At 55.2% G+C, this 23,929-nt stretch carries 22 protein-coding genes; 20 read left to right on the forward strand and 2 right to left on the reverse strand.

The genetic code is table 11. The annotated features are described in order from the left end of the window. The first annotated feature begins 3 nt into the window (after positions 1-3). From JGC47_RS07150 to flgL, 4 genes are all read left to right on the forward strand, one after another. Positions 4-1,110 carry a flagellar basal body P-ring protein FlgI gene (locus JGC47_RS07150; protein ID WP_004157074.1) on the forward strand — a complete coding sequence of 369 codons (1,107 nt, stop codon included), beginning with the start codon at positions 4-6 and terminating at the stop codon, positions 1,108-1,110. Further along, positions 1,110-2,051 (forward strand): flagellar assembly peptidoglycan hydrolase FlgJ, encoded by a 942-nt coding sequence (gene flgJ / locus JGC47_RS07155; protein ID WP_004157075.1) that lies wholly within the window; start codon positions 1,110-1,112, stop codon positions 2,049-2,051. Before JGC47_RS07150 ends, flgJ begins: the two co-directional genes overlap by 1 nt. A gap of 133 nt (positions 2,052-2,184) precedes the next feature. Continuing rightward, positions 2,185-3,840, forward strand: coding sequence for a flagellar hook-associated protein FlgK (flgK, locus tag JGC47_RS07160; RefSeq protein ID WP_004157077.1), 1,656 nt, complete (start codon positions 2,185-2,187; stop codon positions 3,838-3,840). Positions 3,841-3,860: 20 nt separating this feature from the next. Next, on the forward strand, positions 3,861-4,826 hold the full coding sequence (gene flgL / locus JGC47_RS07165) for a flagellar hook-associated protein FlgL (protein WP_004157078.1): 966 nt from the start codon (positions 3,861-3,863) through the stop codon (positions 4,824-4,826). 291 nt (positions 4,827-5,117) lie between these two features. On the opposite strand, the gene rne is transcribed toward flgL, so the two are convergent. Further along, positions 5,118-8,657 carry a ribonuclease E gene (rne, locus tag JGC47_RS07170; RefSeq protein WP_004157094.1) on the reverse strand — a complete coding sequence of 1,180 codons (3,540 nt, stop codon included), beginning with the start codon at positions 8,655-8,657 and terminating at the stop codon, positions 5,118-5,120. A 622-nt stretch (positions 8,658-9,279) separates the two neighbouring features. Between rne and rluC the strand changes: the two genes are divergently transcribed. Further along, positions 9,280-10,242 carry a 23S rRNA pseudouridine(955/2504/2580) synthase RluC gene (gene rluC / locus JGC47_RS07175; RefSeq protein WP_004157095.1) on the forward strand — a complete coding sequence of 321 codons (963 nt, stop codon included), beginning with the start codon at positions 9,280-9,282 and terminating at the stop codon, positions 10,240-10,242. Between the two features lie 38 nt (positions 10,243-10,280). Here rluC and JGC47_RS07180 read toward each other — a convergent pair whose 3' ends face one another. Next, the gene (locus tag JGC47_RS07180) at positions 10,281-10,865 is read right to left on the reverse strand and encodes a Maf family protein (protein ID WP_004157096.1); all 585 of its coding nucleotides are present in this window, start codon (positions 10,863-10,865) and stop codon (positions 10,281-10,283) included. A 143-nt stretch (positions 10,866-11,008) separates the two neighbouring features. On the opposite strand from JGC47_RS07180, the gene yceD reads away from it, so the two are divergent. The 15 genes from yceD (at position 11,009) to hinT (ending at position 23,916) form a co-directional block, all read left to right on the forward strand. Beyond that, positions 11,009-11,530 carry a 23S rRNA accumulation protein YceD gene (gene yceD, locus JGC47_RS07185; protein ID WP_004157099.1) on the forward strand — a complete coding sequence of 174 codons (522 nt, stop codon included), beginning with the start codon at positions 11,009-11,011 and terminating at the stop codon, positions 11,528-11,530. Between the two features lie 14 nt (positions 11,531-11,544). After that, positions 11,545-11,715, forward strand: a complete 171-nt coding sequence (gene rpmF / locus JGC47_RS07190) for a 50S ribosomal protein L32 (RefSeq protein ID WP_004157101.1) — start codon at positions 11,545-11,547, stop codon at positions 11,713-11,715. Between the two features lie 22 nt (positions 11,716-11,737). After that, positions 11,738-12,772 (forward strand): phosphate acyltransferase PlsX, encoded by a 1,035-nt coding sequence (plsX, locus tag JGC47_RS07195; RefSeq protein ID WP_004157104.1) that lies wholly within the window; start codon positions 11,738-11,740, stop codon positions 12,770-12,772. A 6-nt stretch (positions 12,773-12,778) separates the two neighbouring features. Continuing rightward, on the forward strand, positions 12,779-13,732 hold the full coding sequence (locus JGC47_RS07200) for a beta-ketoacyl-ACP synthase III (RefSeq protein ID WP_004157106.1): 954 nt from the start codon (positions 12,779-12,781) through the stop codon (positions 13,730-13,732). Between the two features lie 33 nt (positions 13,733-13,765). Beyond that, positions 13,766-14,695 (forward strand): ACP S-malonyltransferase, encoded by a 930-nt coding sequence (fabD, locus tag JGC47_RS07205; RefSeq protein WP_004157107.1) that lies wholly within the window; start codon positions 13,766-13,768, stop codon positions 14,693-14,695. A gap of 14 nt (positions 14,696-14,709) precedes the next feature. Beyond that, entirely contained in the window at positions 14,710-15,444 is a 735-nt protein-coding gene (gene fabG, locus JGC47_RS07210) for a 3-oxoacyl-ACP reductase FabG (protein ID WP_004157108.1), read from the forward strand. A gap of 153 nt (positions 15,445-15,597) precedes the next feature. Further along, the gene (acpP, locus tag JGC47_RS07215; protein WP_004157115.1) at positions 15,598-15,834 is read left to right on the forward strand and encodes an acyl carrier protein; all 237 of its coding nucleotides are present in this window, start codon (positions 15,598-15,600) and stop codon (positions 15,832-15,834) included. An 88-nt stretch (positions 15,835-15,922) separates the two neighbouring features. Beyond that, a complete protein-coding gene (fabF, locus tag JGC47_RS07220; RefSeq protein WP_004157118.1) occupies positions 15,923-17,164 on the forward strand; it encodes a beta-ketoacyl-ACP synthase II in 1,242 nt (413 codons plus the stop codon). A 175-nt stretch (positions 17,165-17,339) separates the two neighbouring features. Then, positions 17,340-18,158 carry an aminodeoxychorismate lyase gene (gene pabC, locus JGC47_RS07225; protein WP_004157123.1) on the forward strand — a complete coding sequence of 273 codons (819 nt, stop codon included), beginning with the start codon at positions 17,340-17,342 and terminating at the stop codon, positions 18,156-18,158. After that, a complete protein-coding gene (mltG, locus tag JGC47_RS07230) occupies positions 18,151-19,176 on the forward strand; it encodes an endolytic transglycosylase MltG (RefSeq protein WP_013035988.1) in 1,026 nt (341 codons plus the stop codon). The genes pabC and mltG overlap by 8 nt, the downstream gene beginning before the upstream one ends. Then, positions 19,166-19,798 (forward strand): dTMP kinase, encoded by a 633-nt coding sequence (tmk, locus tag JGC47_RS07235; protein WP_004157127.1) that lies wholly within the window; start codon positions 19,166-19,168, stop codon positions 19,796-19,798. Before mltG ends, tmk begins: the two co-directional genes overlap by 11 nt. Next, a complete protein-coding gene (gene holB / locus JGC47_RS07240) occupies positions 19,795-20,799 on the forward strand; it encodes a DNA polymerase III subunit delta' (RefSeq protein WP_004157129.1) in 1,005 nt (334 codons plus the stop codon). The genes tmk and holB overlap by 4 nt, the downstream gene beginning before the upstream one ends. 5 nt (positions 20,800-20,804) lie before the next feature. Beyond that, entirely contained in the window at positions 20,805-21,596 is a 792-nt protein-coding gene (locus tag JGC47_RS07245; protein ID WP_004157131.1) for a metal-dependent hydrolase, read from the forward strand. Between the two features lie 303 nt (positions 21,597-21,899). Beyond that, complete coding sequence (ptsG, locus tag JGC47_RS07250; protein WP_004157132.1) at positions 21,900-23,333, forward strand: PTS glucose transporter subunit IIBC; 1,434 nt, start codon at positions 21,900-21,902, stop codon at positions 23,331-23,333. A gap of 232 nt (positions 23,334-23,565) precedes the next feature. Further along, positions 23,566-23,916: a purine nucleoside phosphoramidase gene (hinT, locus tag JGC47_RS07255; RefSeq protein ID WP_004157136.1), complete on the forward strand. Its 351-nt coding sequence runs from the start codon at positions 23,566-23,568 to the stop codon at positions 23,914-23,916. The last annotated feature ends 13 nt before the right edge of the window (positions 23,917-23,929 follow it).

The raw sequence follows: 23,929 nt of genomic DNA on the forward strand, positions 1-23,929 counted from the left end.
CCAATGCGTAATGTACTGATTCGAACTGCCCTGCTGCTAACGCTGGCATTGAGCGCCCTGGCCCACGCCGATCGTATTCGCGATCTGACCACCGTAGGTGGCGTACGTGAAAACTCCCTGATCGGCTACGGCCTGGTCGTAGGGCTGGACGGCACCGGTGACCAGACCACCCAGACTCCGTTCACCACGCAGAGTTTGAGCAACATGCTGTCGCAGTTGGGCATCACCGTGCCGGCCGGCACCAATATGCAGCTGAAAAACGTGGCGGCGGTGATGGTCACGGCGAAACTGCCGGCCTTTGGTCGCCAGGGGCAGGTGGTGGATGTGGTGGTTTCCTCGCTGGGTAATGCCAAGAGTCTGCGCGGCGGTACCTTATTAATGACCCCGTTGAAAGGGGTGGATAATCAGGTCTATGCGCTGGCACAGGGCAACATTTTGATTGGTGGTGCCAGCGCCGCCGCCGGCGGCAACGCCGTGCAGGTTAACCAGGTTAACGGCGGACGTATTACCGGCGGTGCCACCATCGAGCGCGAACTGCCAAATAACTTCGGCACCAGCAATGTGGTCAGTCTCTTTCTTAACCAGGAAGATTTTGGTATGGCCCAACGCATCAGCGATGCGATTAACAGCCGTGGCGGCTACGGTATGGCGCAGGCGGTAGACGGCCGCACCGTCCAGATCCGCACCAGCGCCAACAATACCTCGCAGGTGCGTCTGCTGGCCGATATTCAGAATATCGACGTTTCCGCACCGGTTCAGGATGCCAAAGTGATTATCAACTCGCGTACCGGATCGGTAGTGATGAACCGCGAAGTGATGCTGACACAATGTGCTATTGCGCAGGGCAGCCTGTCGGTAACGGTCAATCAGACCCAGAACGTCAACCAGCCCAATACGCCGTTTGGCGGCGGGCAGACGGTGGTGACGCCGCAAACGCAGATAGATATGCGCCAAAGCGGCGGCGCGCTGCAAACCGTTAATGCCAGCGCCAATCTGAACAGCGTGGTGCGCGCCATGAACGCGCTGGGCGCCAAACCTATTGACCTGATGTCTATCTTACAGGCGATGCAGAGCGCCGGCTGTCTGCATGCCAAACTGGAAATTATCTGATGAGTGACCACAGCCAGTCTCTGACGAGCGCGGCCTATGACAGCCGCTCGCTCAACGACCTGAAACGTTTAGCCTCCAGCGACCCCAAAGCGCATGCGCGTGAAGTGGCTAAACAGGTAGAGGGGATGTTTGTGCAGATGATGATGAAAAGTATGCGCCAGGCGCTGCCGCAGGATGGCCTGCTAAGTACCGAACAGACGCGGCTTTACACATCGATGTACGATCAGCAGATTGGCCAGCAGATCGGGGCAAAAGGTTTAGGCCTGGCCGACCTGATCGTCAAACAGATGGAAATGCCGCAGGCGCCGGATGAGCAAGCCGGCACGGTGCCGATGCCGCTGGATAAGCGCTTTATCAACACGCTTCCGCCCTCAGAGATGGAGCAGATGGTACGTAAAGCGGTGCCGCGCTTCTTGGGTAACGAGATGCCGCTGTCCGGTGACAACGGCGACTTTATCGCCAGGCTGATGCAGCCGGCCCAGGCGGCCAGTGAACAGAGCGGCATCCCGCACCATTTGATCCTCGCTCAGGCGGCGCTGGAATCCGGCTGGGGCCAGCGGCAGATCCTCACGCGTGACGGTAAACCGAGCTTCAACCTGTTTGCGATCAAAGCGACGGGCAGCTGGCAGGGTAAAACCACCGATGTGATGACCACGGAATATGAGGGCGGTGCAGCGAAGAAGGTGAAGCAAACGTTCCGCGTCTACGACTCTTATTTCGAAGCGTTGAACGATTACGTGAAGTTACTGAGTAACAATCCGCGCTATGCGGCGGTGACCAGCGCCTCCTCGCCGGAGCAGGGAGCAAAGGCCCTGCAGGCTGCGGGTTACGCTACCGACCCGAACTACGCGCAAAAGCTGGTTGGAATGATCCAGCAGTTCAAAAACATGGGCGAAAAAGTGGTTAAAGCTTACAGCCAGGATTTGGGTGATTTGTTTTAAAATTTTTGCTGAAACCGTTCAAGTTTACCGCAACTTTACCGATAACTTCTCCAGGCCGGATCTGAGTTAACCCTTTACCGGCAAACGAATCGTCAATGCTGGCGCTGCAGTTGCCGGTTAACAAGGACCCGACATGTCAAACTTAATTAATACCGCGATGAGCGGCTTGAGCGCTTCATCGGCTGCGCTCAACACCACCAGTAACAACATCACCAACTATGCCGTTACCGGTTATTCACGCCAGACCACGGTGCTGAATCAGAGCGCCAGTACCCTTAGCGGTGGCAATTACTATGGTAATGGTGCGGCCGTCTCCAGCGTTTATCGCGAATATGACCAGTTCATCAATAAGCAACTTTTGGCCGCCAGTACTCAGTCGAGCGCTCTCAGCACTCAGGCAGGCCAGATGTCAAACATTGACGATATGATGTCCGGTACGACCAATAACCTGTCGACCAATATTCAGGACTTCTTTAAATCGCTGCAAACCCTTGCCAGCAACGCCAGCGACTCCTCATCCCGCCAGGCGGTACTGGGTAAAGCCGAAGGGCTGGTTAATCAGTTCAAAGTGAGCGATACCTATCTGGCCAACCTTGACAGCGGCCTGAATACCTCGATCAAGTCTACGGTCGGGCAGGTCAATAATTACGCCGAACAGATTGCCAATATTAACCAGCAGATCGCCAAGCTGAAAGGCGCGGGTGCCGGCAGTGAACCGAACAATCTGCTGGATAAGCGCGATCTGCTGGTCAGCGAGCTGAACAAGCTGGTGGGCGTTAACGTCAGCCAGCAGGATGGCGGCAGCTACAGTATCAGCATCGGCAACGGCATTTCTCTGGTTCAGGGTGACCGCTTTGAGCAGCTCGCTGCCGTCCCTTCCAGCGCCGATCCGGCCCGTACCACGATTGCCAGCGTTGACTCCGTCACCGGGGCAAAGACTGAAATAGCAGAATCTCAGTTTACCAGCGGTTCACTCGGGGGATTACTGGCATTTCGCAACGATCTGGACGGCGTGCGTAATCAGATTGGCCAGCTGGCGCTGGCGTTGGGCAGCAACTTTAATACCCAGCATCAGGCCGGGGTTGACAGCGAAGGCGATAAAGGTGAAGCCTTCTTTAAGCTTGGCAGCCCATCGGCAACGTCCAACAGCCTGAACAAAGGCAATGCCAGCCTGTCAGTAGCATATGACGCCAGTAAAACAGGGGATGTCAAAGCATCCAACTACAAAATGACCCTGGAGAACGGTAGCTGGAACCTGGTTCGACTGGCGGATAACAGCAAGGTCACGGACGTGGACACCAGCACGGACGGCACCTTAAAATTTGACGGGCTGACGGTCACCGTTGGCGCCACCGGCACCGCGCAAAATAATGACAGTTATATTATTAAGCCGGTCAGCAGCGTGATCTCAGGGATGAGCGTTAATATCACCGATGCCGCAAAGCTGGCCGCGTCCAGCCCGACAGGCGGCGAGAGCAATAATGAGAACGTCAAGTCGCTGCTGGGGTTACAAACCCAGGATTTGATTAACGGCAAAAGTACCCTGACGCAGGCTTATGCCAGTCTGGTGGCCGACGTCGGTAACAAAACCAGCTCGCTCGAGGCCAGTAACACCACTCAGTCAGCGGTGGTCAAACAGCTGACCAGTCAGCAACAGTCGGTATCCGGCGTCAACCTTGACGAAGAGTATTCTAACCTGGCGCGCTATCAGCAGTACTACATGGCGAATGCCCAGGTATTGCAGACGGCTTCCACGCTATTCCAGTCGCTGCTTACAGCGGTCAGCTAATTATTGAACAAGGATCTACCATGCGACTCAGTACCGGCATGATATACGACCAGCAGATACAGGGCATCCAGACGGCCAATAGCAGCTGGCTAAAAGCGGGCAATGAACTGGCTACCGGCAATCGCGTCAACAAGCCATCGGATGACCCGGTGGCTGCGGCTCAGGCCGTGGTGCTTTCGCAGGCGCAGTCAGAAACATCGCAGTATGAAACCGCGCGTGTTTTCGCTACGCAAAACCAGTCGACAGAAGAGACCACGCTAAAACAGGTGGCGGATGTGGTGATCAGCGCCCAGACGACCGTTGTGGCCGCATCCACCGGAACGCTGTCCGATGAGGACCGCGCGTCTTTTGCCACGCAGTTGGAAGGTATTCGCGGCCAGCTGCTAAACCTGGCCAACAGCACTGACGGCAACGGCCGCTACACGTTTGCCGGTTATCAAAGTGATAAAGCCCCGTTTACCAGCGATGCCGGAGGCCAAATTACCTATATCGGCGGAACGATCCCGATCACGCAAAAAGTGGATGCCAGCCGAACGCTGGTGACTAACCATACCGGTAAGCAGGTCTTTGACTCGCTGACCAGCGATGCGGTAAAGGAACCAGACGGCGCGGCGGGGGAAAGCAATATCTTCACTATCCTCAATACGGCGATCAAATCGCTCAAGGTGTCGCTGACCGGCGCGGACAAGGCCACGGCTGATGCCGAAGGTGAAAATATGGCTAAGGTTAACCGCGGTTTACGTAATGTGCTGAACAACGTGTCGAGCGTGCGCTCCGAAATCGGGACTAACCTGCAGGAATTGTCCAACCTTGATTCAAAAGGGGACGACACCACCCTGAGTTTGAAAAACCAGATGAGTACACTGGTGGGCGCCGATACCACGGAGGCGATCTCCCGCTATACCATGCAGCAAACCGCTTTAAAGGCTTCTTATACCGTATTCCAGCAGATGTCGAAGCTGTCACTGTTTAGTCTCAATTCGTAAACCGTTTACGACGTTATAAACGTGCCACAACCTGGCCGTTTATTTTGCCCGCTCCCGGCAGCTCTCTGCCGTCAGCGGGTTTTTTTTGCACCCGTTTCCGTGGCGTACAGCCTGAAGCCGTCTTCGCGGACCTCAGAGTTGCCGGCGTAGCGTAAAGCACAGTGGCCTTATGCGGGTGACGACAGCGCAGCGCCACAATGCGGCGGGCAGCAGAGATGGCCAAAGCAAAACGGGGGCATAAAAAAAGCCCCGGCCAGAAGGACGGGGCTTAAACTGCGCGGTTTCAGCCTGTTACGGGCGGGTTGCCGGAGCCGTAGCCAGATGACTGGCTGTATGAGCGCCAGCCGCTCCCTTACCTTCGAAGTTGAAGGCCGGACGTACCCAATCGCTGTGACGCTCAGGCTCGGGTTGATAAGCCGGGGCCGGCGCTTTGGTCATCGGAGCGGTAGCATGATGCTTATAAAGACCCGCCTGCAGCGGGGCAGAATCGACCGGTTCATCGCGCGCCGGAAGCGGTGCGTGGGGTTCTTCTGCTGCTGAATGCTGTTCTGCCGCTGCCTCGGGCGAGTTCTGCACCGCGACAACCTGCTGCTTAACCTCTGTGCCAGGTTCCACGGGGGCTACGCGGGTGGTGGCTGCAGCCTGCTGTACGGACACATCCACCGCATTAACAGACACCGCTTCTGCAGGTTCGGGCTTCACTGGTTCAGCCGGGACGGCTTCGGCCGCCGTTTTTGCCGCTACCGCTTCATCCGCAGCGGAAATCACCGCAGGCTGCTGATTGACCGGAGCATCAATAGCTGCGCTATCTTCGGCCGCTACCGGGGTAATTTCAGGCTGATGAACTGACGCTGCTTCGACAATCTCTACAGCTTCGGCCTGTTCCATCGCCGAAGCTGATTCCACCGCCGGAGCAGCTTTCACCGCCGGAGCAGCTTCCACCGCCGGGGCAGCTTTCACCGCCGGAGCAGCTTCCACCGCCGGAGCTGCTTCCACCGCCGGAGCTGCTTTCACCGCCGGGGCAGCTTTCACCGCCGGAGCAGCTTCCACCGCCGGGGCAGCTTCCACCGCCGGGGCAGCTTTCACCGCCGGAGCTGATTCCACCGCCGGAGCTGCTTCCACCGCCGGAGCTGCAATGCTTTCCGTCACGCTGGCGTGCATTGCAACGGTTGCCGCCGTGTCCACCGCTTCCGGCTGGGCTTTATCAGCATGGCCGTAGGCAGGCACCACAGAATGGGGATGCTCTTCATGGGTTTCATGGTCGCTAACCTGGGCTACCGGGTAGGAAATCCACACTTTACCTGACGCCGATTCCGGCGATGCGGCGGCGTGAGCCAGCGGCATAGGTGACTGTGTAGGATAGCGCTCGTCACGGTAGCGACGTCGGCGCTGACCGCTAACCCGCAGGTGGCGCGGCGATCGGCGAGAGCGACGAGGCATATTGTTACCATCGCGATCGTCATGATCTTCCGTTTCCACTACGGACTCGCCAACGGCAGGAACAGCAGGTTCGCTCTCATCGGGCGCGAACGAGCGGGCTGCAGTCTGTTCAGCGGTTTCAATACGCACTTTCTGGTTAAGCTGGCGCTGTTTACGGCGCGGCATCACCTCTACGCTCTGCTCTTCAACCTCAGGAGCGGGCACGTTTTCGACTACCGGCTCAGGGATTTTTTCTTCCTGCACCAGAGGACGTTTTTCTTCCTGATTTTGACCAGAACGGCGACGCTGGCGATCCTGACGCGGCTGGCGTGGCGGAGTGGTTTCGCTGCGCTCGAACTCGTCCGGCACCATACGTTCACTGCGCGCATCGGTTTGCTGCGCATTGCGACGATTGTTATTACGGCGGTCGTCACGACCTTCGCGGTTTTCGTTACTGCGCTCACGCGGTGCGCGTTCGTTACGCTCTGCGCTGCGATCGTTGCGGTCATTACGCTCGTTGCGGTCATTACGCTCGTTGCGATCGCCGTTACGATCACGACGGTTATTTTGACGGCGATTGTTACGACGCTCGCCGCGCGGTGCGGAGGCTTCAGCGCTTTTCTCTTCAACTGCCGGCTGCGGTGGCTGTTGCGCTGGCTTCTCTGGCGCAGCAAACAGTTTCTTCAAGCCGCTGACGATGCGGCTAACCAGGCCTGGCTGGGCTGGAGAAGCAGGGGCCGGGGTTTTGACCGCGGCTTTTGTCACGGCGGGTACAACCGCGACTTCATGCGGTGCCGGTGGTGCATCTGGCATCACAAAAGCGGCGAGGGCAGGCTGCTCCGGGCTTTTGCGCTCGGCGTGTTCTTCTTCAGAAGGCAGCGCCATTTCAGCTTCATGCAGTTTCGGCAGGTGATAGCTCAACGTCTGAGTTTCTTCACCACTGCGCACGCGCAGTACCGAATAGTGCGGAGTCTGCATATTATCGTTAGGGACGATAATAGCGCGTACGCCGCCCTGGCGTTTCTCAATGGCGCTTACCGCCTCACGCTTTTCGTTCAGCAGGTAGGAGGCCACCTGTACCGGCACGATGGCGTGGACTTCTTTGGTATTCTCTTTCAGCGCTTCTTCTTCAATCAGACGCAGAATAGAGAGCGCCAGCGATTCATTGTCACGGATCGTGCCGGTGCCGCTACAGCGCGGGCATACGTGATGGCTGGACTCACCCAGTGACGGACTGAGACGCTGACGCGACATCTCCAGCAGGCCGAAACGGGAAATATGGCTGATCTGGATGCGTGCACGATCCTGACGTACCGCTTCCCGCAGGCGATTTTCAACCGCACGCTGATGGCGAACCGGGGTCATATCAATAAAGTCTATGACGATCAGACCACCGAGGTCACGCAGGCGCAGCTGGCGGGCAATCTCGTCGGCAGCTTCAAGGTTAGTATTAAATGCCGTCTCTTCGATATCGCCGCCGCGAGTGGCGCGGGCAGAGTTGATATCAATAGCGGTCAGCGCTTCGGTGGTGTCAATGACAATCGAACCGCCTGAAGGCAGGCGCACTTCACGCTGGAAAGCGGATTCAATCTGCGACTCGATCTGGTAATGGCTGAACAGGGGAATTTCACCGGTGTAAAGCTTGATTTTGCTGCTGAAATCCGGGCGTCCCAAGGCGGCGATATGCTGGCGCGCCAGCTCAAGCACCTTCGGGTTATCAATCAGGATTTCGCCAATGTCCTGGCGCAGATAGTCACGAAAAGCCCGTACAATGACGTTGCTTTCCTGATGGATCAGAAACGGAGCCGGGCGGCTGTCAGCGGCTTTCTTAATGGCTTCCCAGTGCTTGATGCGGAAACCTAAATCCCACTGCAGGGCTTCGGCAGATTTGCCCACGCCGGCGGTGCGCACAATCAGGCCCATGCCGTCGGGTAGTTCAAGCGAGGAGAGCGCTTCTTTCAGTTCGGTACGGTCATCACCTTCAATGCGGCGCGAGATACCGCCAGCACGCGGGTTATTCGGCATCAATACCAGATAACTTCCCGCCAGACTGATAAAAGTGGTCAGAGCTGCACCTTTATTGCCGCGCTCTTCTTTATCTATCTGAACAATCACTTCCTGACCTTCACGCAGCACATCCTTGATATTGGGACGGCCATGAGCGTTGTAATGAGAAGGGAAGTATTCGCGGGAAATTTCTTTCAGAGGCAGAAAGCCGTGCCTTTCGGCGCCATAATCAACAAATGCGGCTTCAAGACTGGGTTCAATACGGGTGATCTTGCCCTTATAGATATTGGCTTTTTTCTGTTCGTGCCCCGGACTTTCAATGTCCAGATCGTACAGGCGCTGTCCATCGACAAGGGCAACACGCAACTCTTCTTGCTGAGTGGCGTTTATCAGCATTCTTTTCATCGTAACTTACTCATTATTCTTACATTATTGACAAAGCTACGGGCAAAGTAACGCTGGACGTGAGGAACCGATGACCCCGTGTCTTATCGCAAAGCCGTCAACCTCCCGGTTGTCGCCAGCTCAAGGGGCGCAAATACTCGGTAGCCTGTTTTACATATGGAAAAACAGCGCTTTGAAGGGGGCCGCCAGTGAATGACCAGGTGAACCAATCCCGCTTTATCGTCCAGGCTGCAACCCGCAGCCCGCTAAATGCCTGATTGCTCACTACGTCTTACGCCATTGCTGCGCGTGTGGGCTATCCGGCAAAATTGCTTATTACACCCTGTCGATTTCGCCTGCCATTCTGCAGCACGACGAAGGTCCTGGGTTTACGCTATTTATTACCCTGCATTCACAAGTTTTAGCGTCAAAAAACGTAAACATTATTTCATTGCTAAGCAGGTGATCGCAAGGTGACTTTATCCGCGTGACCAAGTTTCTTGCAGTTTTCAGAAGAGATTGCAGTGCTTTTCTGCAAATTGTCTAAAAACCGTTCATAACCCGGCAGTGATAACCGTCTCAGTCAGTTAAGCACATAAAAAGAGGTGGCGCTATCACAGCGCACTATTTAGAATCGCCGACCATGAAAACCAATACTCCAGCCGTACATTTTATTGCCATCACCGCTGATGAGGCGGGGCAGCGTATCGATAACTTTTTACGCACCCAGTTGAAAGGGGTGCCGAAAAGTATGATTTATCGCATTTTGCGCAAGGGCGAAGTGCGGGTAAACAAAAAGCGCATTAAACCAGAATATAAACTGGAGGCCGGGGACGAAATACGTATCCCGCCGGTGCGTGTGGCGGAGCGTGAAGAGGAAAACGTTTCACCCAAACTGGCTAAAGTCGCCGCGCTTGAAGCCGCCATCATCTATGAAGATGATTATCTTCTGGTGATGAATAAGCCTTCCGGTACGGCGGTGCACGGCGGTAGCGGCCTGAGCTTTGGGGTGATTGAAGGACTGCGCGCCCTCCGCCCTGAGGCGCGTTTTCTTGAACTGGTGCACCGTCTGGACCGTGATACCTCGGGCATTTTGCTGGTCGCGAAAAAGCGTTCCGCATTGCGCTCCCTTCATGAGCAACTGCGCGAGAAGGGGATGCAGAAAGACTATCTGGCTTTGGTACGCGGCCAGTGGCCGTCTCATGTGAAAGCGGTGCGTGCGCCGCTGCTGAAAAACATCCTGCAAAGCGGCGAGCGGGTGGTAAAGGTCAGCAGTGAAGGCAAGCCGTCTGAAACGCTGTTTAAAGTGGAAGAGCGCTACGCCATTGCCACATTGGTGAAAGCCAGCCCGGTAACCGGGCGTACGCACCAGATCCGCGTGCACACGCTGCATGCCGGGCATCCGATCGCGTTTGACGACCGCTACGGCGAGGCCGGGTTTGACCAGCAGCTCAGCGGCACTGGCCTTAAACGCCTGTTTTTACACGCTGCAGCACTGCGCTTCACCCACCCAAATACCGGGGAGATAATGCGCGTGGAAGCGCCGCTTGATGAACAGCTGAAGCGTTGCCTGGCGGTGTTGCGAAAAACCGCCATCATCGGCTGACTGCCTGTGTGCGACGGCGGCATCCTGATGGCGGGCTATTAGCCAGCCAGCGGGTTAAGCCCGGCTTTCCTTAACATCTCTGCCAGCGCAATCAGCGGCAGCCCGACCAGCGTATTCGGGTCGCGGCCTGATAAGCGGTCAAACAGCGTAATTCCCAGCCCCTCACTTTTAAAACTGCCCGCGCAGTCCAGCGGTTGCTCTTTACGCACGTAGCTTGCAATTTCACCCTCGCTTAACGTGCGGAAATGGACGCTGAAGGGTTCGCACAATTGCTGCAGAGTAGCGTCACGGCTGTCAAACAGGGCCAGGCCGGTGTAAAACACCACGCTTTGCCCACTGGCGGCGCGCAGCTGCGCAAGGGCATTAGCTTCACTGTGTGGTTTACCGCAAATTTTGCCGTTGAGAACGCATACCTGATCGGCACCAATAATCAGATGGTCGGGGAAAAGGGGGGCCAGCGCCCGCGCTTTAGCAACGGCCAGGCGCGTGACCAGTTCGGTTGCCGGCTCATTCGTCCGCGGAGTTTCGTCTGTTTCGGGTGCTGCGCTTATAAAAGGCAGCTGCAGCTTGCTTAATAATGTTTTGCGATAGGGTGATGTAGAGGCTAATACCAGTTGCCGCATAATTTTTTTCCACAATTTATGGCCAATCGTTATCAGGCATCTTAAACTATGCGCCGCACTGGATGCGAATCATGGGTGAAAGATGTCGTGATGCGGCCTTTTTCTTTGACTCTATGTCGTTACAAAGTTAATATGCGCGCCCTATGCAAAAGGTAAAATTACCCCTGACTCTCGATACGGTTCGTACCGCTCAGAAACGCCTGGACTACCAGGGTGTTTATACCCCTGAACAGGTTGAGCGGATTGCCGAATCGGTAGTGAGTGTGGACAGTGATGTAGAATGTGTCATGTCGTTCGCTATTGACAATCAGCGTCTGGCAGTACTGAAAGGTACGGCCGAAGTTTCTGTGACGCTGTGCTGTCAACGCTGCAACAAGAATTTTCCGCAACATGTCCACGTATCGTACTGTTTCAGCCCGGTCGTCACTGACGAGCAGGCCGAAGCACTGCCGGAAGCGTACGAGCCGATCAACGTCAACGAGTTTGGCGAAACCGATCTGCTGGCAATGGTAGAAGATGAAATCATCCTCGCCCTGCCTGTCGTTCCGGTGCATGATTCTGAACACTGTGAAGTGTCCGAGGCGGACATGGTCTTTGGTAAGCTGCCTGCAGAGGCGGAAAAGCCAAATCCATTTGCCGTATTAGCCAGTTTAAAGCGTAAGTAATAGGAGTAAGGTCCATGGCCGTACAACAGAATAAACCAACCCGTTCCAAGCGTGGCATGCGTCGTTCACACGATTCTCTGACCACTGCAGCACTTTCCGTAGATAAAGTTTCTGGCGAAACTCATCTGCGTCACCACATCACTGCGGATGGTTACTACCGCGGTCGCAAGGTCATCGTAAAGTAATTCCGCAGCTCGCGGCGCGACTTTGAAACGCCTGACCCTGGCGATAGATGCCATGGGCGGGGACTTCGGTCCCCGCGTGACGGTGCCTGCATCACTGCAGGCACTGGCTTCTGATCCGCAATTGCATCTTCTTCTGGTCGGCGATCCCGACATCATCACGTCATTACTTGCCACAGCGGATTCAGCCTTACGGGCGCGCCTGCAAATTATTGCTGCCGAATCGGTTATTGCCAGTGATGCCAGGCCTTCTCAAGCGATCCGCGCCAGTCGTGGTTCTTCCATGCGCGTGGCGCTGGAGCAGGTGGAACAAGGGCGGGCGCAGGCCTGCATCAGCGCGGGTAATACCGGTGCGCTGATGGGGCTGGCAAAATTATTATTAAAACCGCTGGACGGCATCGATCGCCCGGCGCTGATGACCGTTTTACCGCACCAGCAGCAGGGTAAAACCGTGGTGTTGGATTTAGGCGCTAATGTCGATTCGGACAGCGCCATGCTGGTGCAGTTTGCCGTAATGGGTGCCGTGGTGGCCGAAGAAATATTGGCCATAAACCGGCCCCGGGTTGCTTTGATCAATATTGGTCAGGAAGAGAGCAAAGGGTTGACGTCCATTCGTGATGCTGCGGCCGTACTGCGCGCTTCAGCGGACGTTAACTTCATTGGCTACCTCGAAGGCAACGAGCTTCTTACCGGTAAGGCGGACGTGCTGGTCTGTGACGGGTTTGTTGGCAACGTCACGCTGAAAACGATGGAAGGCGTGGTAAGAATGTTCCTTTCGCTGATGAATTCACAGGGCGAAGGTAAAAAAAGGGACTGGTGGTTGAGATTATTGGGGCGCGTCTTGCAGAAGCGTCTGGCCAGGAAATTCGGCCACCTCAACCCCGACCAGTACAATGGCGCTTGTCTGTTAAGATTACGCGGCACCGTAATCAAAAGTCATGGTGGAGCTAATCAACGCGCATTTACCGTGGCGATCCAACAGGCAGAGCAGGCGGCGCGGCGGCAAGTTCCCGAGCGGATTGCTGCGCGCCTTCAAGCTGTATTACCTAAGAGTGACTGAGCGTACATGTATACGAAGATTATCGGTACGGGCAGCTATTTGCCCGAGCAGGTGCGGACTAACGCCGATCTGGAAAAAATGGTGGACACGTCAGACGAGTGGATTGTCACTCGTACCGGTATCCATGAACGTCGCATCGCCGGCCCGAACGAAACCGTGGCAACCATGGGTTTCCAGGCAGCCATACGTGCGTTGGAAATGTCCGGCATTGATAAAAACGATATTGGGCTGATCGTCGTTGCCACCACCTCTTCCAGTCACGCTTTCCCCAGTTCAGCCTGCATGATCCAGCAGATGCTGGAAATTGAAGATGCGGCTTCATTCGATCTTGCGGCAGCCTGTGCGGGCTTTACCTACGCGTTGAGCGTGGCCGATCAGTACATCAAAAATGGTGCGGTAAAAAATGCGCTGGTGATTGGTGCCGACGTGTTGGCGCGCATGCTGGATCCTGACGATCGCGGCACCCTTATTTTGTTCGGTGATGGAGCCGGTGCCGTGGTGCTGGGAGCCAGCGAAGATCAGGGCATAATCTCTACCCACCTGCACGCCGATGGGCGTTACGGCCAGCTGTTAACGCTGACTAATCAGGATCGCCAACGCCAGGAAAACCCGTCTTATGTCACCATGGCCGGCAATGAAGTATTCAAAGTTGCTGTGACCGAGCTGGCGCATATCGTCGAAGAAACCCTGCAGGCAAATAATCTTGATCGCACCGCTATCGACTGGCTGGTGCCGCATCAGGCAAATCTGCGCATTATCAGCGCCACTGCCCGCAAGCTGGGCATGGATATGGACAAAGTCGTGGTGACGCTTGACCGCCATGGCAATACGTCTGCGGCTTCTGTTCCTTCGGCGCTGGACGAAGCGGTTCGCGATGGTCGTATTCAGCGTGGACAGCTGGTTCTGCTGGAAGCTTTTGGTGGCGGGTTTACCTGGGGTTCGGCGTTGGTTCGCTTTTGATCAAAAAGTAATGGCGATTAACAGGAAATAACAATGACGCAATTTGCAATGGTATTCCCGGGACAGGGTTCACAAGCAACAGGCATGCTGGCCGATCTGGCTGCGGCAAATCCTCTGGTAGAGAAAACCTTTCGTGAAGCCTCCGATGCATTGGGTTACGACCTCTGGCAGCTGGTGCAGCAAGGCCCTGCTGAAGAATTGAACAAAACCTGGCAAACTCAGCCTGCCTTGCTGGCTGCCTCTGTTGCCATTTTCCGTGTTTGGCAGGAAAAAGGCGGAAAAGCGCCTGCAATACTTGCAGGGCATAGCCTTGGTGAGTACAGTGCCTTGGTTTGTGCAGGCGTCATAGCATTTGCGGATGCCGTAAAACTGGTCGAGCTGCGCGGCAAACTGATGCAGGAAGCGGTTCCTGCAGGCACCGGCGCGATGCAGGCTATTATCGGTCTGGATGATGCGTCAATTGCTAAAGCCTGTGAAGAATCCGCACAAGGGCAGGTGGTGTCGCCGGTGAATTTCAACTCGCCAGGCCAGGTAGTGATTGCCGGTCATAAAGAAGCCGTTGAACGAGCGGGTACGGCCTGTAAGGCTGCGGGTGCCAAACGTGCGTTACCGCTGCCAGTCAGCGTGCCTTCTCACTGTGCGCTGATGAAACCCGCAGCGGACAAACTGGCGGTCGCTCTGCAACAGCTGACATTTAATGCGCCAGTCTTCCCGGTAGTTAACAACGTAGATGTGAAGATTGAAACCGCGCCAGAAGCAATCCGCAGCGCACTGGTCCGTCAGCTTTATAGTCCGGTACGCTGGACGGAAAGCGTAGAATTTATTGCCCGGCAGGGTGTCATCTCCCTGTTGGAAGCCGGTCCCGGCAAAGTGCTGACCGGATTGACTAAGCGTATTGTTGACACGCTGACGGCGGCGCCGGTTAACGACCAGGCCAGCCTGTCAGCAGCGCTTGAACAGTAACACGGAGAGATAAAATGAGCTTCGAAGGAAAAATCGCGCTGGTTACCGGTGCAAGTCGCGGCATTGGCCGTGCTATCGCAGAAACCCTGGCGGCACGCGGTGCTAAAGTGGTGGGAACGGCGACCAGCCAAAGTGGTGCCGATGCCATCAGCAGCTATCTGGGCGATAGCGGTAAAGGGTTGTTGCTGAATGTGACCGACGCAACTTCTATTACCAACGTGTTGGAAAATATTCGTGCCGAGTTTGGCGAAGTGGATATTTTAGTCAATAATGCAGGCATCACGCGTGATAATCTTCTGATGCGCATGAAGGATGATGAGTGGCAGGACATTTTGGACACTAATCTGACTTCCGTATTCCGTTTGTCAAAATCGGTAATGCGAGCAATGATGAAAAAACGTGCGGGTCGAATTATTACCATTGGCTCCGTAGTTGGAACAATGGGTAATGCGGGGCAGGCAAACTACGCGGCAGCAAAAGCGGGTTTGATTGGCTTTAGCAAGTCACTGGCGCGTGAAATTGCGTCTCGTGGCATCACCGTTAACGTCGTGGCACCTGGTTTTATTGAAACCGACATGACGCGCGCGCTAAGCGAAGAACAGCGCGCGGGCATTCTGGCGGAAGTGCCGGCGGGTCGTCTTGGCGGCGCGCAGGAAATCGCCAATGCCGTTGCATTTTTAGCCTCTGACGAAGCAGCCTACATCACTGGTGAAACGCTGCACGTCAATGGCGGAATGTATATGGTTTAAAAATCACGAAATAATTTGCGTTGTTTGGGGCAAAAGCCGCAAAATAGCGTAAAATCGTGGTTTGACCAGCCGAGATTTAGTTGCATCTTTTTCACCATTTTATACACTACGAAAACCATCGCGAAAGCGAGTTTTGATAGGAAATTTAATAGTATGAGCACTATCGAAGAACGCGTTAAGAAAATCATTGGCGAGCAGCTGGGCGTTAAGCAGGAAGAAGTTGTTAATACTGCCTCTTTTGTGGAAGATCTGGGCGCTGATTCTCTTGATACCGTTGAGCTGGTAATGGCTCTGGAAGAAGAGTTTGATACCGAGATTCCAGACGAAGAAGCTGAGAAAATCACTACCGTTCAGGCTGCTATTGATTACATCAATGGTCACCAGGCGTAAGTGAGCATCTCCAGGCGGTCATTCGACCGCCTGAGTTTTATCTGAACATCCCACAGAGTGTCAATATTTCCCTCCCTGGAGGACGAACGTGTCTAAGCGTCGTGTAGTTGTGACTGGTCTTGGCATGTTGTCTCCTGTCGGCAATACCGTAGAGTCTACCTGGAATGCTCTTGTTGCCGGTCAGAGTGGCATCAGCCCGATCGACCATTTTGATACTAGTGCCTACGCAACGCGTTTTGCTGGCTTAGTAAAGGATTTTAATTGTGATGACTTCATCTCGCGTAAAGATCAGCGCAAGATGGATGCCTTCATTCAATATGGAGTTGTCGCTGGCATTCAGGCCATGCAGGATTCCGGTCTGGAAATTACCGAAGAGAATGCCGGTCGTATTGGTGCCGCTATTGGTTCCGGTATTGGCGGCCTTGGCTTGATCGAAGAAAACCACAGCGCTTTAGTTAACGGTGGTCCGCGCAAAATCAGCCCGTTCTTCGTTCCTTCCACCATCGTTAATATGGTTGCCGGTCACCTGACCATCATGTTTGGCATGCAAGGTCCCAGTATTTCTATCTCAACGGCCTGTACCTCTGGCGTACACAATATTGGTCTTGCGGCGCGCCTTATCGCCTGTAACGATGCGGATGTGATGCTGGCAGGTGGTGCCGAGAAAGCCAGTACGCCGCTTGGCGTTGCCGGTTTTGGCGCGGCTCGTGCGCTTTCTACCCGTAACGACAACCCGCAGGCGGCAAGCCGCCCATGGGATAAGGACCGTGACGGTTTTGTACTGGGCGATGGCGCTGGCGTTATCGTGCTGGAAGAGTACGAGCATGCGAAAAAGCGCGGTGCGAAAATCTATGCCGAAATTGTCGGTTTTGGTATGAGCAGCGATGCTTACCATATGACGTCTCCACCGGAAAACGGTGCTGGCGCGGCGCTGGCAGTGGTTAATGCACTGAAAGACGCGCATCTCTCAGCAGAGCAAATTGGCTATATCAATGCGCACGGTACTTCTACGCCAGCCGGGGATAAAGCCGAAGCCCAGGCGGTAAAATCCGTATTTGGTGCCAGTGCACGCAGCGTCATGGTCAGTTCAACCAAATCCATGACCGGCCACCTGTTAGGGGCAGCGGGCGCGGTAGAGTCCATCTTCAGCATCCTGGCGCTGCGCGACCAGGTGGTTCCACCGACCATCAATCTGGATAACCCGGATGAAGGTTGTGACCTGGACTTCGTCCCGCACACGGCGCGCCAGACAAAGGGCATGGAGTACGTACTTTGTAACTCATTTGGTTTCGGCGGAACTAACGGTTCCTTGATCTTCCGTAAAATCTGAGTTATTCCAGCCTGTTTATAAGGCCCGCGCTGCGGGCCTTTTTTTTAGTGCAGAGCGGGATATACCTGACTGATCCGCTATTCAGCAAGCAGACGTTTAATTTTAATCCACAATCAGATGATTGTGTTGAGCCATACGGATAAGCTAACCGGGAAAACGATAACGGAGAGTGAGCATGATGTGGGTAAACGGTGAAGCGCGGAACACTATTGAAGCCGGCGATCGTGCTGTCCAGTTCGGTGATGGCTGCTTCACAACTGCGCGCGTGCAGCAAGGCCGCGTCCAGCGGCTGGCGGCGCATCTGCAACGTTTACAGCAGGGTTGTGAGCGACTGATGATTAGCGGAGTGGACTGGATGGCGCTGGGAACGGAGATGGTGCAGGCCGCAGCCAGCTGCAATGATGGCGTGTTGAAAGCCATTCTCACCCGTGGCAGCGGTGGGCGTGGCTACAGCGCCGAGGGGTGTCAGCAGCCCGCACGTATCATCTCACTTTCTGCTTACCCTGCACATTATCACCAGCTGCGCCAGCAGGGCGCCCGGCTGGCCTTGAGTTCGATTCGGCTGGGTAAAAACCCCCAGCTGGCCGGCATCAAACACCTTAACCGCCTTGAGCAAGTCTTGATCCGCACGGAGCTTGAACACACCGGTGCCGATGAGGCGCTGGTGCTTGACAGTGACGCTGTGCTGGTGGAATGCTGTGCGGCTAATTTATTCTGGCGCGTGGGGCAGCAGGTGTTTACCCCTGATTTAAGCAGCAGTGGAGTGAACGGTATTCAGCGCCAGCGGGTGATAAAGCTGGTCGTACAACTTGGTTTTACCCTGAGCGAAGTACGTGCCGGTGTTGATGCACTGGCAGCGGCAGAAGAAGTGCTGATAACTAACGCACTGATGCCGCTTCTGCCGGTTTATCAGGCCGAACGCTGGCATTATGCTTCGCGACAGCTGTTTAACCTGCTCAATCCGATGGTGAATGACGTGGAAAATGATGACTAAATGCAAAAAGTTCGTGCTGACGCTGCTGGCGGCAGCGGTGCTGATTATCGCGTATGGCTACTGGCAAACACGGCAGTTTGCCGATTCTCCTTTAACGATTGATGGTGAAACTATCTTCACGCTTCCCGCCGGTGCAGGTCGTGTGGCGCTGGAGGCCGGGCTGGAGTCGCAGCACATTATCAGCAGTACCCCGTGGTTCGGTATATTGCTCAAGCTGGAGCCTGAACTGGCCAGATTTAAGGCCGGAACCTACCGCTTTACGCCACAAATGCATGTGCGTGAGATGCTGAAATTGCTGGCCAGCGGTAAAGAAGCCCAGTTTCCACTGCGCTTTGTTGAAGGTACCCGTATGCAGGAGTGGCTTAGCCAGCTTCGCAGCGCACCTTACCTTAGCCATACTCTGGCGGATGACAAACTGGCGACCGTGGCTGCCGCGCTGAAACTCAGTGGTGAACAGCAGGGAGGGGAAGGCTGGTTTTATCCTGATACTTATCTTTATACGGCCAACACAACCGACGTGGCGCTGCTGAAACGCGCTTTCGCGCGTATGAAAAAGCAGGTTGATGATCAATGGCAGGGGAAAGCGGCTAATCTGCCGTACAAAGACAAAAATGATATGCTGACAATGGCATCGATCATAGAGAAAGAGACGGCGATAAGTGCCGAACGTGGCAAGGTGGCCTCGGTGTTTATCAATCGATTACGGCTGGGAATGCGCCTGCAAACTGACCCGACGGTCATTTACGGCATGGGTGACAGCTACCAGGGCACACTGACGCGCAAAAATCTGGAAACGCCGTCGGCTTTCAATACCTATGTGATCGGTGGCTTGCCACCAGCGCCAATTGCCATGCCGTCCGGAGCTTCGCTGCAAGCGGCTGCGCACCCGGAGCAGACTGACTTTCTCTATTTTGTCGCCGATGGTAAAGGCGGGCATACTTTTACCACTAACCTCGCCAGTCACCATAAAGCTGTACAGCTATATCGCCTTGCGCAGAAGGAAAAGAATGAACGGTAAGTTTATTGTTATCGAAGGCCTGGAAGGGGCAGGGAAGACCACAGCGCGTGATGCGGTGGTCGGCGTGCTACAACGCCACGGCATAAACGATATTGTCTTTACCCGCGAGCCAGGCGGTACGCCGCTGGCGGAAAAACTGCGCGACTTGATTAAGCAGGGGATGGTGGGTGAACGGGTAACGGATCGGGCGGAGCTACTGATGCTGTATGCCGCACGCGTCCAGCTGGTGGAAAATGTGATCAAACCGGCGCTGGCGCGTGGGGCATGGGTGATAGGGGATCGGCACGACCTTTCTTCCCAGGCTTATCAGGGCGGGGGGCGTGGCATGAGCAGCGAGCTGATGAGCTGCCTTAAACAGGCGGTACTGGGTGATTTTGCCCCGCACCTGACGTTATACCTTGATGTAACCCCGGAGCTGGGCTTGCAACGTGCGCGTGCGCGTGGAGAACTGGACCGCATCGAACAGGAGTCGCTCAACTTCTTCACCCGAACGCGTGACCGTTACCTCGCCCTGGCGTCGGCCGACAGCCGTATCAAAACCGTGGATGCCACACAGCCGCTGGCACAAGTGACCGCTGCCCTGCAACAGACGCTGAACCAGTGGTTACAGGAACAGAAATGAACTGGTACCCGTGGCTCAACCACAGTTATCGGCAGATTATCGCGCAGCACCTGGCGCAGCGCGGCCATCATGCACTGCTGATTCAGGCTCTGCCCGGCATGGGGGACGACGCGTTAATCTGGGGCATCGGGCGCTGGCTGATGTGCCGCCAGCCGCAGGGGCTGAAAAGCTGCGGTAAGTGTCATGCCTGTCAGCTGATGCTGGCCGGTAATCACCCTGACTGGTATCGGTTGGAAGCCGATAAGGGCAAAAACGCCCTGGGTATCGATGCGGTGCGCGGCGTAACGGATAAGCTTTACCATCATGCACAGCAGGGAGGTGCAAAAGTAGTCTGGCTGCCGGATGCGCAGCAGCTTACTGAAGCGGCCGCTAATGCGCTGTTGAAAACCCTCGAAGAGCCGCCGAAAAATACCTGGTTTTTACTGAGCAGTCGTCAACCCTCTCGCCTGCTGCCTACGCTGCGCAGCCGCTGCCTGTTATGGCATCTGGCGCCGCCGGAAGAGCGGCAAGGCTTGCAATGGCTACAGAAACACTGTGTTGCAGGCATTGATGAGCGTCGCGCCGCGCTGCGGCTGTCGGCCGGGGCGCCCGCAGCGGCACTGGCTTTTCTGGATGATAAACACTGGCAGCAGCGCCTGCAGGTGTGTCAGGCGCTTCCTGCTGCGCTGTACGACGATCTGCTGAGCTTACTGCCAGTGTTAAATCATGATGATGTGGCACGGCGTATTGCCTGGCTGTGTTCCCTGCTGGTTGATGCAGTGAAATGGCAGCAGGGTGGGGGGCTGTTTATCAGCAATATTGATCAGCAGGCGGTGGTTATCCGCCTCGCCAGCCTGTTACCGGCCAGCGTGCTTGATGCCAGCCTGCACCAGTGGATGGTCTGTCGCGACCGGCTGTTGACGGTGGCGTCAGTTAACCGCGAACTGTTGCTAACGGAACAGCTGCTAGCCTGGGAAACCAGGGTTAAACCGCTATTGGTCGATTCCACATTTAAAGAGTAAACAGAATGTTTTTAGTAGATTCCCACTGTCATCTCGATGGTTTGAATTATGAAACCCTGCATCGGGATGTGTCTGACGTGCTGGCGAAAGCGGCGGCGCGTGATGTGAAATTTATGCTGGCGGTCGCCACAACCCTGCCGGGTTATAAGGCGATGGTCGAACTGATTGGCGAGCGGCCGAATGTGGCTTACTCATGCGGGGTGCATCCGCTCAATCAGGAAGAGGGGTATGACTTTTCCGAGCTGCGCCAGCTGGCCGCTGACCCACGGGTGGTGGCGATGGGAGAAACCGGGCTGGACTACTTCTATCAGAAAGAAACCATGGCGCGCCAGCAGGCATCATTCCGCGAGCATATCCGCATCGGGCGCGAACTGAATAAACCGGTGATTGTCCACACGCGTGAAGCGCGTGATGACACGCTGGCGATCCTGAGAGAAGAACAGGCAGAGAGCTGTAGCGGCGTGCTGCACTGCTTTACCGAAGATCGCCAGACCGCTGAAAAGCTACTCGATATGGGCTTTTATATCTCGTTTTCCGGCATAGCGACTTTCCGCAATGCTGAACAAATCCGGGAAGCTGCGCGCTATGTGCCGCTCGATCGTATGCTGGTGGAGACCGACTCGCCGTATCTGGCTCCTGTCCCCCATCGGGGTAAGGAGAACCAGCCAGCCTATACTCGTGATGTCGCTGAATATATGGCAGTGGTAAAGGGAGTGACCATAGCACAGATGGCACAGGCGACGACGGAGAACTTCTCGCGTCTATTCCATGTGCCGATGTCGCGCCTGATGGACTGACCACCGAGCGTAATTTTATTTCTCGAATTTACCAGATAAAAGTCGTAAAGTGCGGCGCTGAAACGTGGCGCTGTGCTTTTTATTGCGTGAAAACGCGCACTTATAACTATTTAGTAGCAGATAAACAGCGCGCGTTCGATGAAACGTGATAGCCATCAAACAAATTTTTTCAGATTTATTTTACTCTTCGTAATAAATACCGAGAGCGCAAAGCGCTCCACATGCAAAGGATCCTCCCCCTTTGTCACGCGCAGTGATCGATCATCGCGCGTAAAAAGCACTCATACTCAGGAGCTTTACACTATGTTCAAAAATGCATTTGCAAACCTGCAGAAGGTCGGTAAATCGCTGATGTTACCCGTATCGGTACTGCCGATTGCGGGTATTTTGCTGGGCGTTGGTTCTGCCAACTTTAGCTGGCTGCCTGCGGTAGTATCGCAAGTGATGGCGGAAGCCGGTGGCTCGGTATTTACCAATATGCCACTGATTTTTGCTATCGGGGTGGCGCTGGGCTTCACCAATAATGATGGTGTTTCGGCGTTGGCAGCGGTCGTGGCATACGGGATTATGGTTAAAACCATGGCGGTAGTTGCACCGCTGGTACTGCACATGCCGGCAGCAGAAATTGCCGCTAAGCATCTGGCGGACACCGGCGTTCTGGGTGGCATTATTGCCGGTTCCATCGCTGCCTATATGTTTAACCGTTTCTATCGCATCACACTGCCTGAATATCTGGGCTTTTTTGCGGGTAAACGTTTCGTACCAATTATCTCGGGTATGACGGCAATTTTCCTTGGTGTCGTCCTCTCCTTTATCTGGCCTCCGGTGGGTACGGCGATCCAAACGTTCTCTCAATGGGCGGCGTATCAAAACCCGGTCGTGGCATTCGGCATCTATGGCCTGGTGGAACGTTCACTGGTGCCATTCGGCCTGCATCACATCTGGAACGTGCCTTTCCAGATGCAGATTGGTGAGTACACCAATGCAGCAGGCCAGGTCTTCCACGGCGATATTCCTCGCTATATGGCTGGTGACCCTACCGCCGGTAAACTGTCAGGCGGCTTCCTGTTCAAAATGTACGGTTTGCCGGCTGCGGCGATTGCCATCTGGCATTCGGCAAAACCTGAGAACCGCGCCAAAGTCGGCGGTATCATGATCTCCGCTGCGCTGACCTCATTTCTGACCGGTATCACCGAACCGATTGAATTCTCCTTTATGTTCGTGGCACCGATCCTGTACGCCATTCACGCTATTCTGGCAGGCCTCGCGTTCCCAATTTGCATTCTGCTGGGCATGCGCGACGGAACCAGCTTTTCCCACGGTTTGATCGACTTTGTGGTTCTGAGCGGTAACAGCAGCAAAATCTGGCTGTTCCCGCTAGTGGGTATCATCTACGGGGTGGTTTACTACACCATTTTCCGTGTACTGATCGCTAAACTGAATCTGAAAACCCCCGGCCGTGAAGAGTCGACTAACGAGCAGGCGGTCGGTTCAGCCAGTGACATGGCTGCCAGCCTGGTCGTCGCATTTGGCGGCAAGGACAACATCACCAACCTGGATGCCTGTATCACACGTTTGCGCGTCAGCGTGGCAGACGTGGCGAAAGTGGACCAGGCGGGTCTTAAGCAGCTCGGCGCTGCCGGCGTTGTGGTTGCTGGTTCCGGCGTTCAGGCTATCTTCGGTACTAAATCCGATAACCTGAAAACTGATATGGATGATTATATCCGCAACCATTAAAGCGCTGCGCAAGGTTAACCCACGGGGGAGCGGAAGCTCCCCTTTTTTTTGGCTGCTTGCGGGTGTGAAGCAGCGCGGACGGCAGCAGAACAGCGTGCCTGCTGCCGATAACGGGGTGGGATCCACGGCCAAGCGGCGATAAAGATGAAAGAAAAATCACTTGCAGGTTGAAACAACACGAATTTCTCGCTCATACTGCGTGGACTTAATTCACAGCTGAAGGATAGCAGGCATGGCTGAAGAAACTATTTTTAGCAAAATCATCCGTCGTGAAGTTCCGGCTGACATTGTATATCAGGATGAACTGGTCACCGCATTCCGCGATATCGCCCCACAGGCTCCGACACATATTCTCATCGTCCCCAATCTGTTAATCCCGACCTCAAACGACGTGGTCGCAGGCCATGAAGCCGCGCTGGGCAGGATGATTACCGTGGCGGCGAAAATTGCCAGGGATCAGGGTATTGCTCAGGATGGCTACCGCCTGATCATGAACTGTAATCAGCACGGCGGGCAGGAGGTTTACCATATTCACCTGCACCTCGTCGGCGGCCGCCCATTAGGTCCTATGCTGACATCCTGAACGTCCACCAACA

Origin of the sequence: Erwinia amylovora (genome assembly GCF_017161565.1) — a bacterium.
GTDB classification, from domain to species: Bacteria; Pseudomonadota; Gammaproteobacteria; order Enterobacterales; family Enterobacteriaceae; genus Erwinia; species Erwinia amylovora.

Coding starts and splice junctions, on each gene's coding strand:
- pabC (WP_004157123.1), top strand. CDS start 17,340: ATGATGTGGGTAAACGGTGAAGCGCGGAACACTATTGAAGCCGGCGAT.
- acpP (WP_004157115.1), top strand. CDS start 15,598: ATGAGCACTATCGAAGAACGCGTTAAGAAAATCATTGGCGAGCAGCTG.
- yceD (WP_004157099.1), top strand. CDS start 11,009: ATGCAAAAGGTAAAATTACCCCTGACTCTCGATACGGTTCGTACCGCT.
- flgK (WP_004157077.1), top strand. CDS start 2,185: ATGTCAAACTTAATTAATACCGCGATGAGCGGCTTGAGCGCTTCATCG.
- rpmF (WP_004157101.1), top strand. CDS start 11,545: ATGGCCGTACAACAGAATAAACCAACCCGTTCCAAGCGTGGCATGCGT.
- rne (WP_004157094.1), bottom strand. CDS start 8,657: ATGAAAAGAATGCTGATAAACGCCACTCAGCAAGAAGAGTTGCGTGTT.
- JGC47_RS07245 (WP_004157131.1), top strand. CDS start 20,805: ATGTTTTTAGTAGATTCCCACTGTCATCTCGATGGTTTGAATTATGAA.
- rluC (WP_004157095.1), top strand. CDS start 9,280: ATGAAAACCAATACTCCAGCCGTACATTTTATTGCCATCACCGCTGAT.
- flgL (WP_004157078.1), top strand. CDS start 3,861: ATGCGACTCAGTACCGGCATGATATACGACCAGCAGATACAGGGCATC.
- hinT (WP_004157136.1), top strand. CDS start 23,566: ATGGCTGAAGAAACTATTTTTAGCAAAATCATCCGTCGTGAAGTTCCG.
- ptsG (WP_004157132.1), top strand. CDS start 21,900: ATGTTCAAAAATGCATTTGCAAACCTGCAGAAGGTCGGTAAATCGCTG.
- JGC47_RS07200 (WP_004157106.1), top strand. CDS start 12,779: ATGTATACGAAGATTATCGGTACGGGCAGCTATTTGCCCGAGCAGGTG.
- JGC47_RS07180 (WP_004157096.1), bottom strand. CDS start 10,865: ATGCGGCAACTGGTATTAGCCTCTACATCACCCTATCGCAAAACATTA.
- tmk (WP_004157127.1), top strand. CDS start 19,166: ATGAACGGTAAGTTTATTGTTATCGAAGGCCTGGAAGGGGCAGGGAAG.
- holB (WP_004157129.1), top strand. CDS start 19,795: ATGAACTGGTACCCGTGGCTCAACCACAGTTATCGGCAGATTATCGCG.
- flgJ (WP_004157075.1), top strand. CDS start 1,110: ATGAGTGACCACAGCCAGTCTCTGACGAGCGCGGCCTATGACAGCCGC.
- fabG (WP_004157108.1), top strand. CDS start 14,710: ATGAGCTTCGAAGGAAAAATCGCGCTGGTTACCGGTGCAAGTCGCGGC.
- mltG (WP_013035988.1), top strand. CDS start 18,151: ATGACTAAATGCAAAAAGTTCGTGCTGACGCTGCTGGCGGCAGCGGTG.
- JGC47_RS07150 (WP_004157074.1), top strand. CDS start 4: ATGCGTAATGTACTGATTCGAACTGCCCTGCTGCTAACGCTGGCATTG.
- fabD (WP_004157107.1), top strand. CDS start 13,766: ATGACGCAATTTGCAATGGTATTCCCGGGACAGGGTTCACAAGCAACA.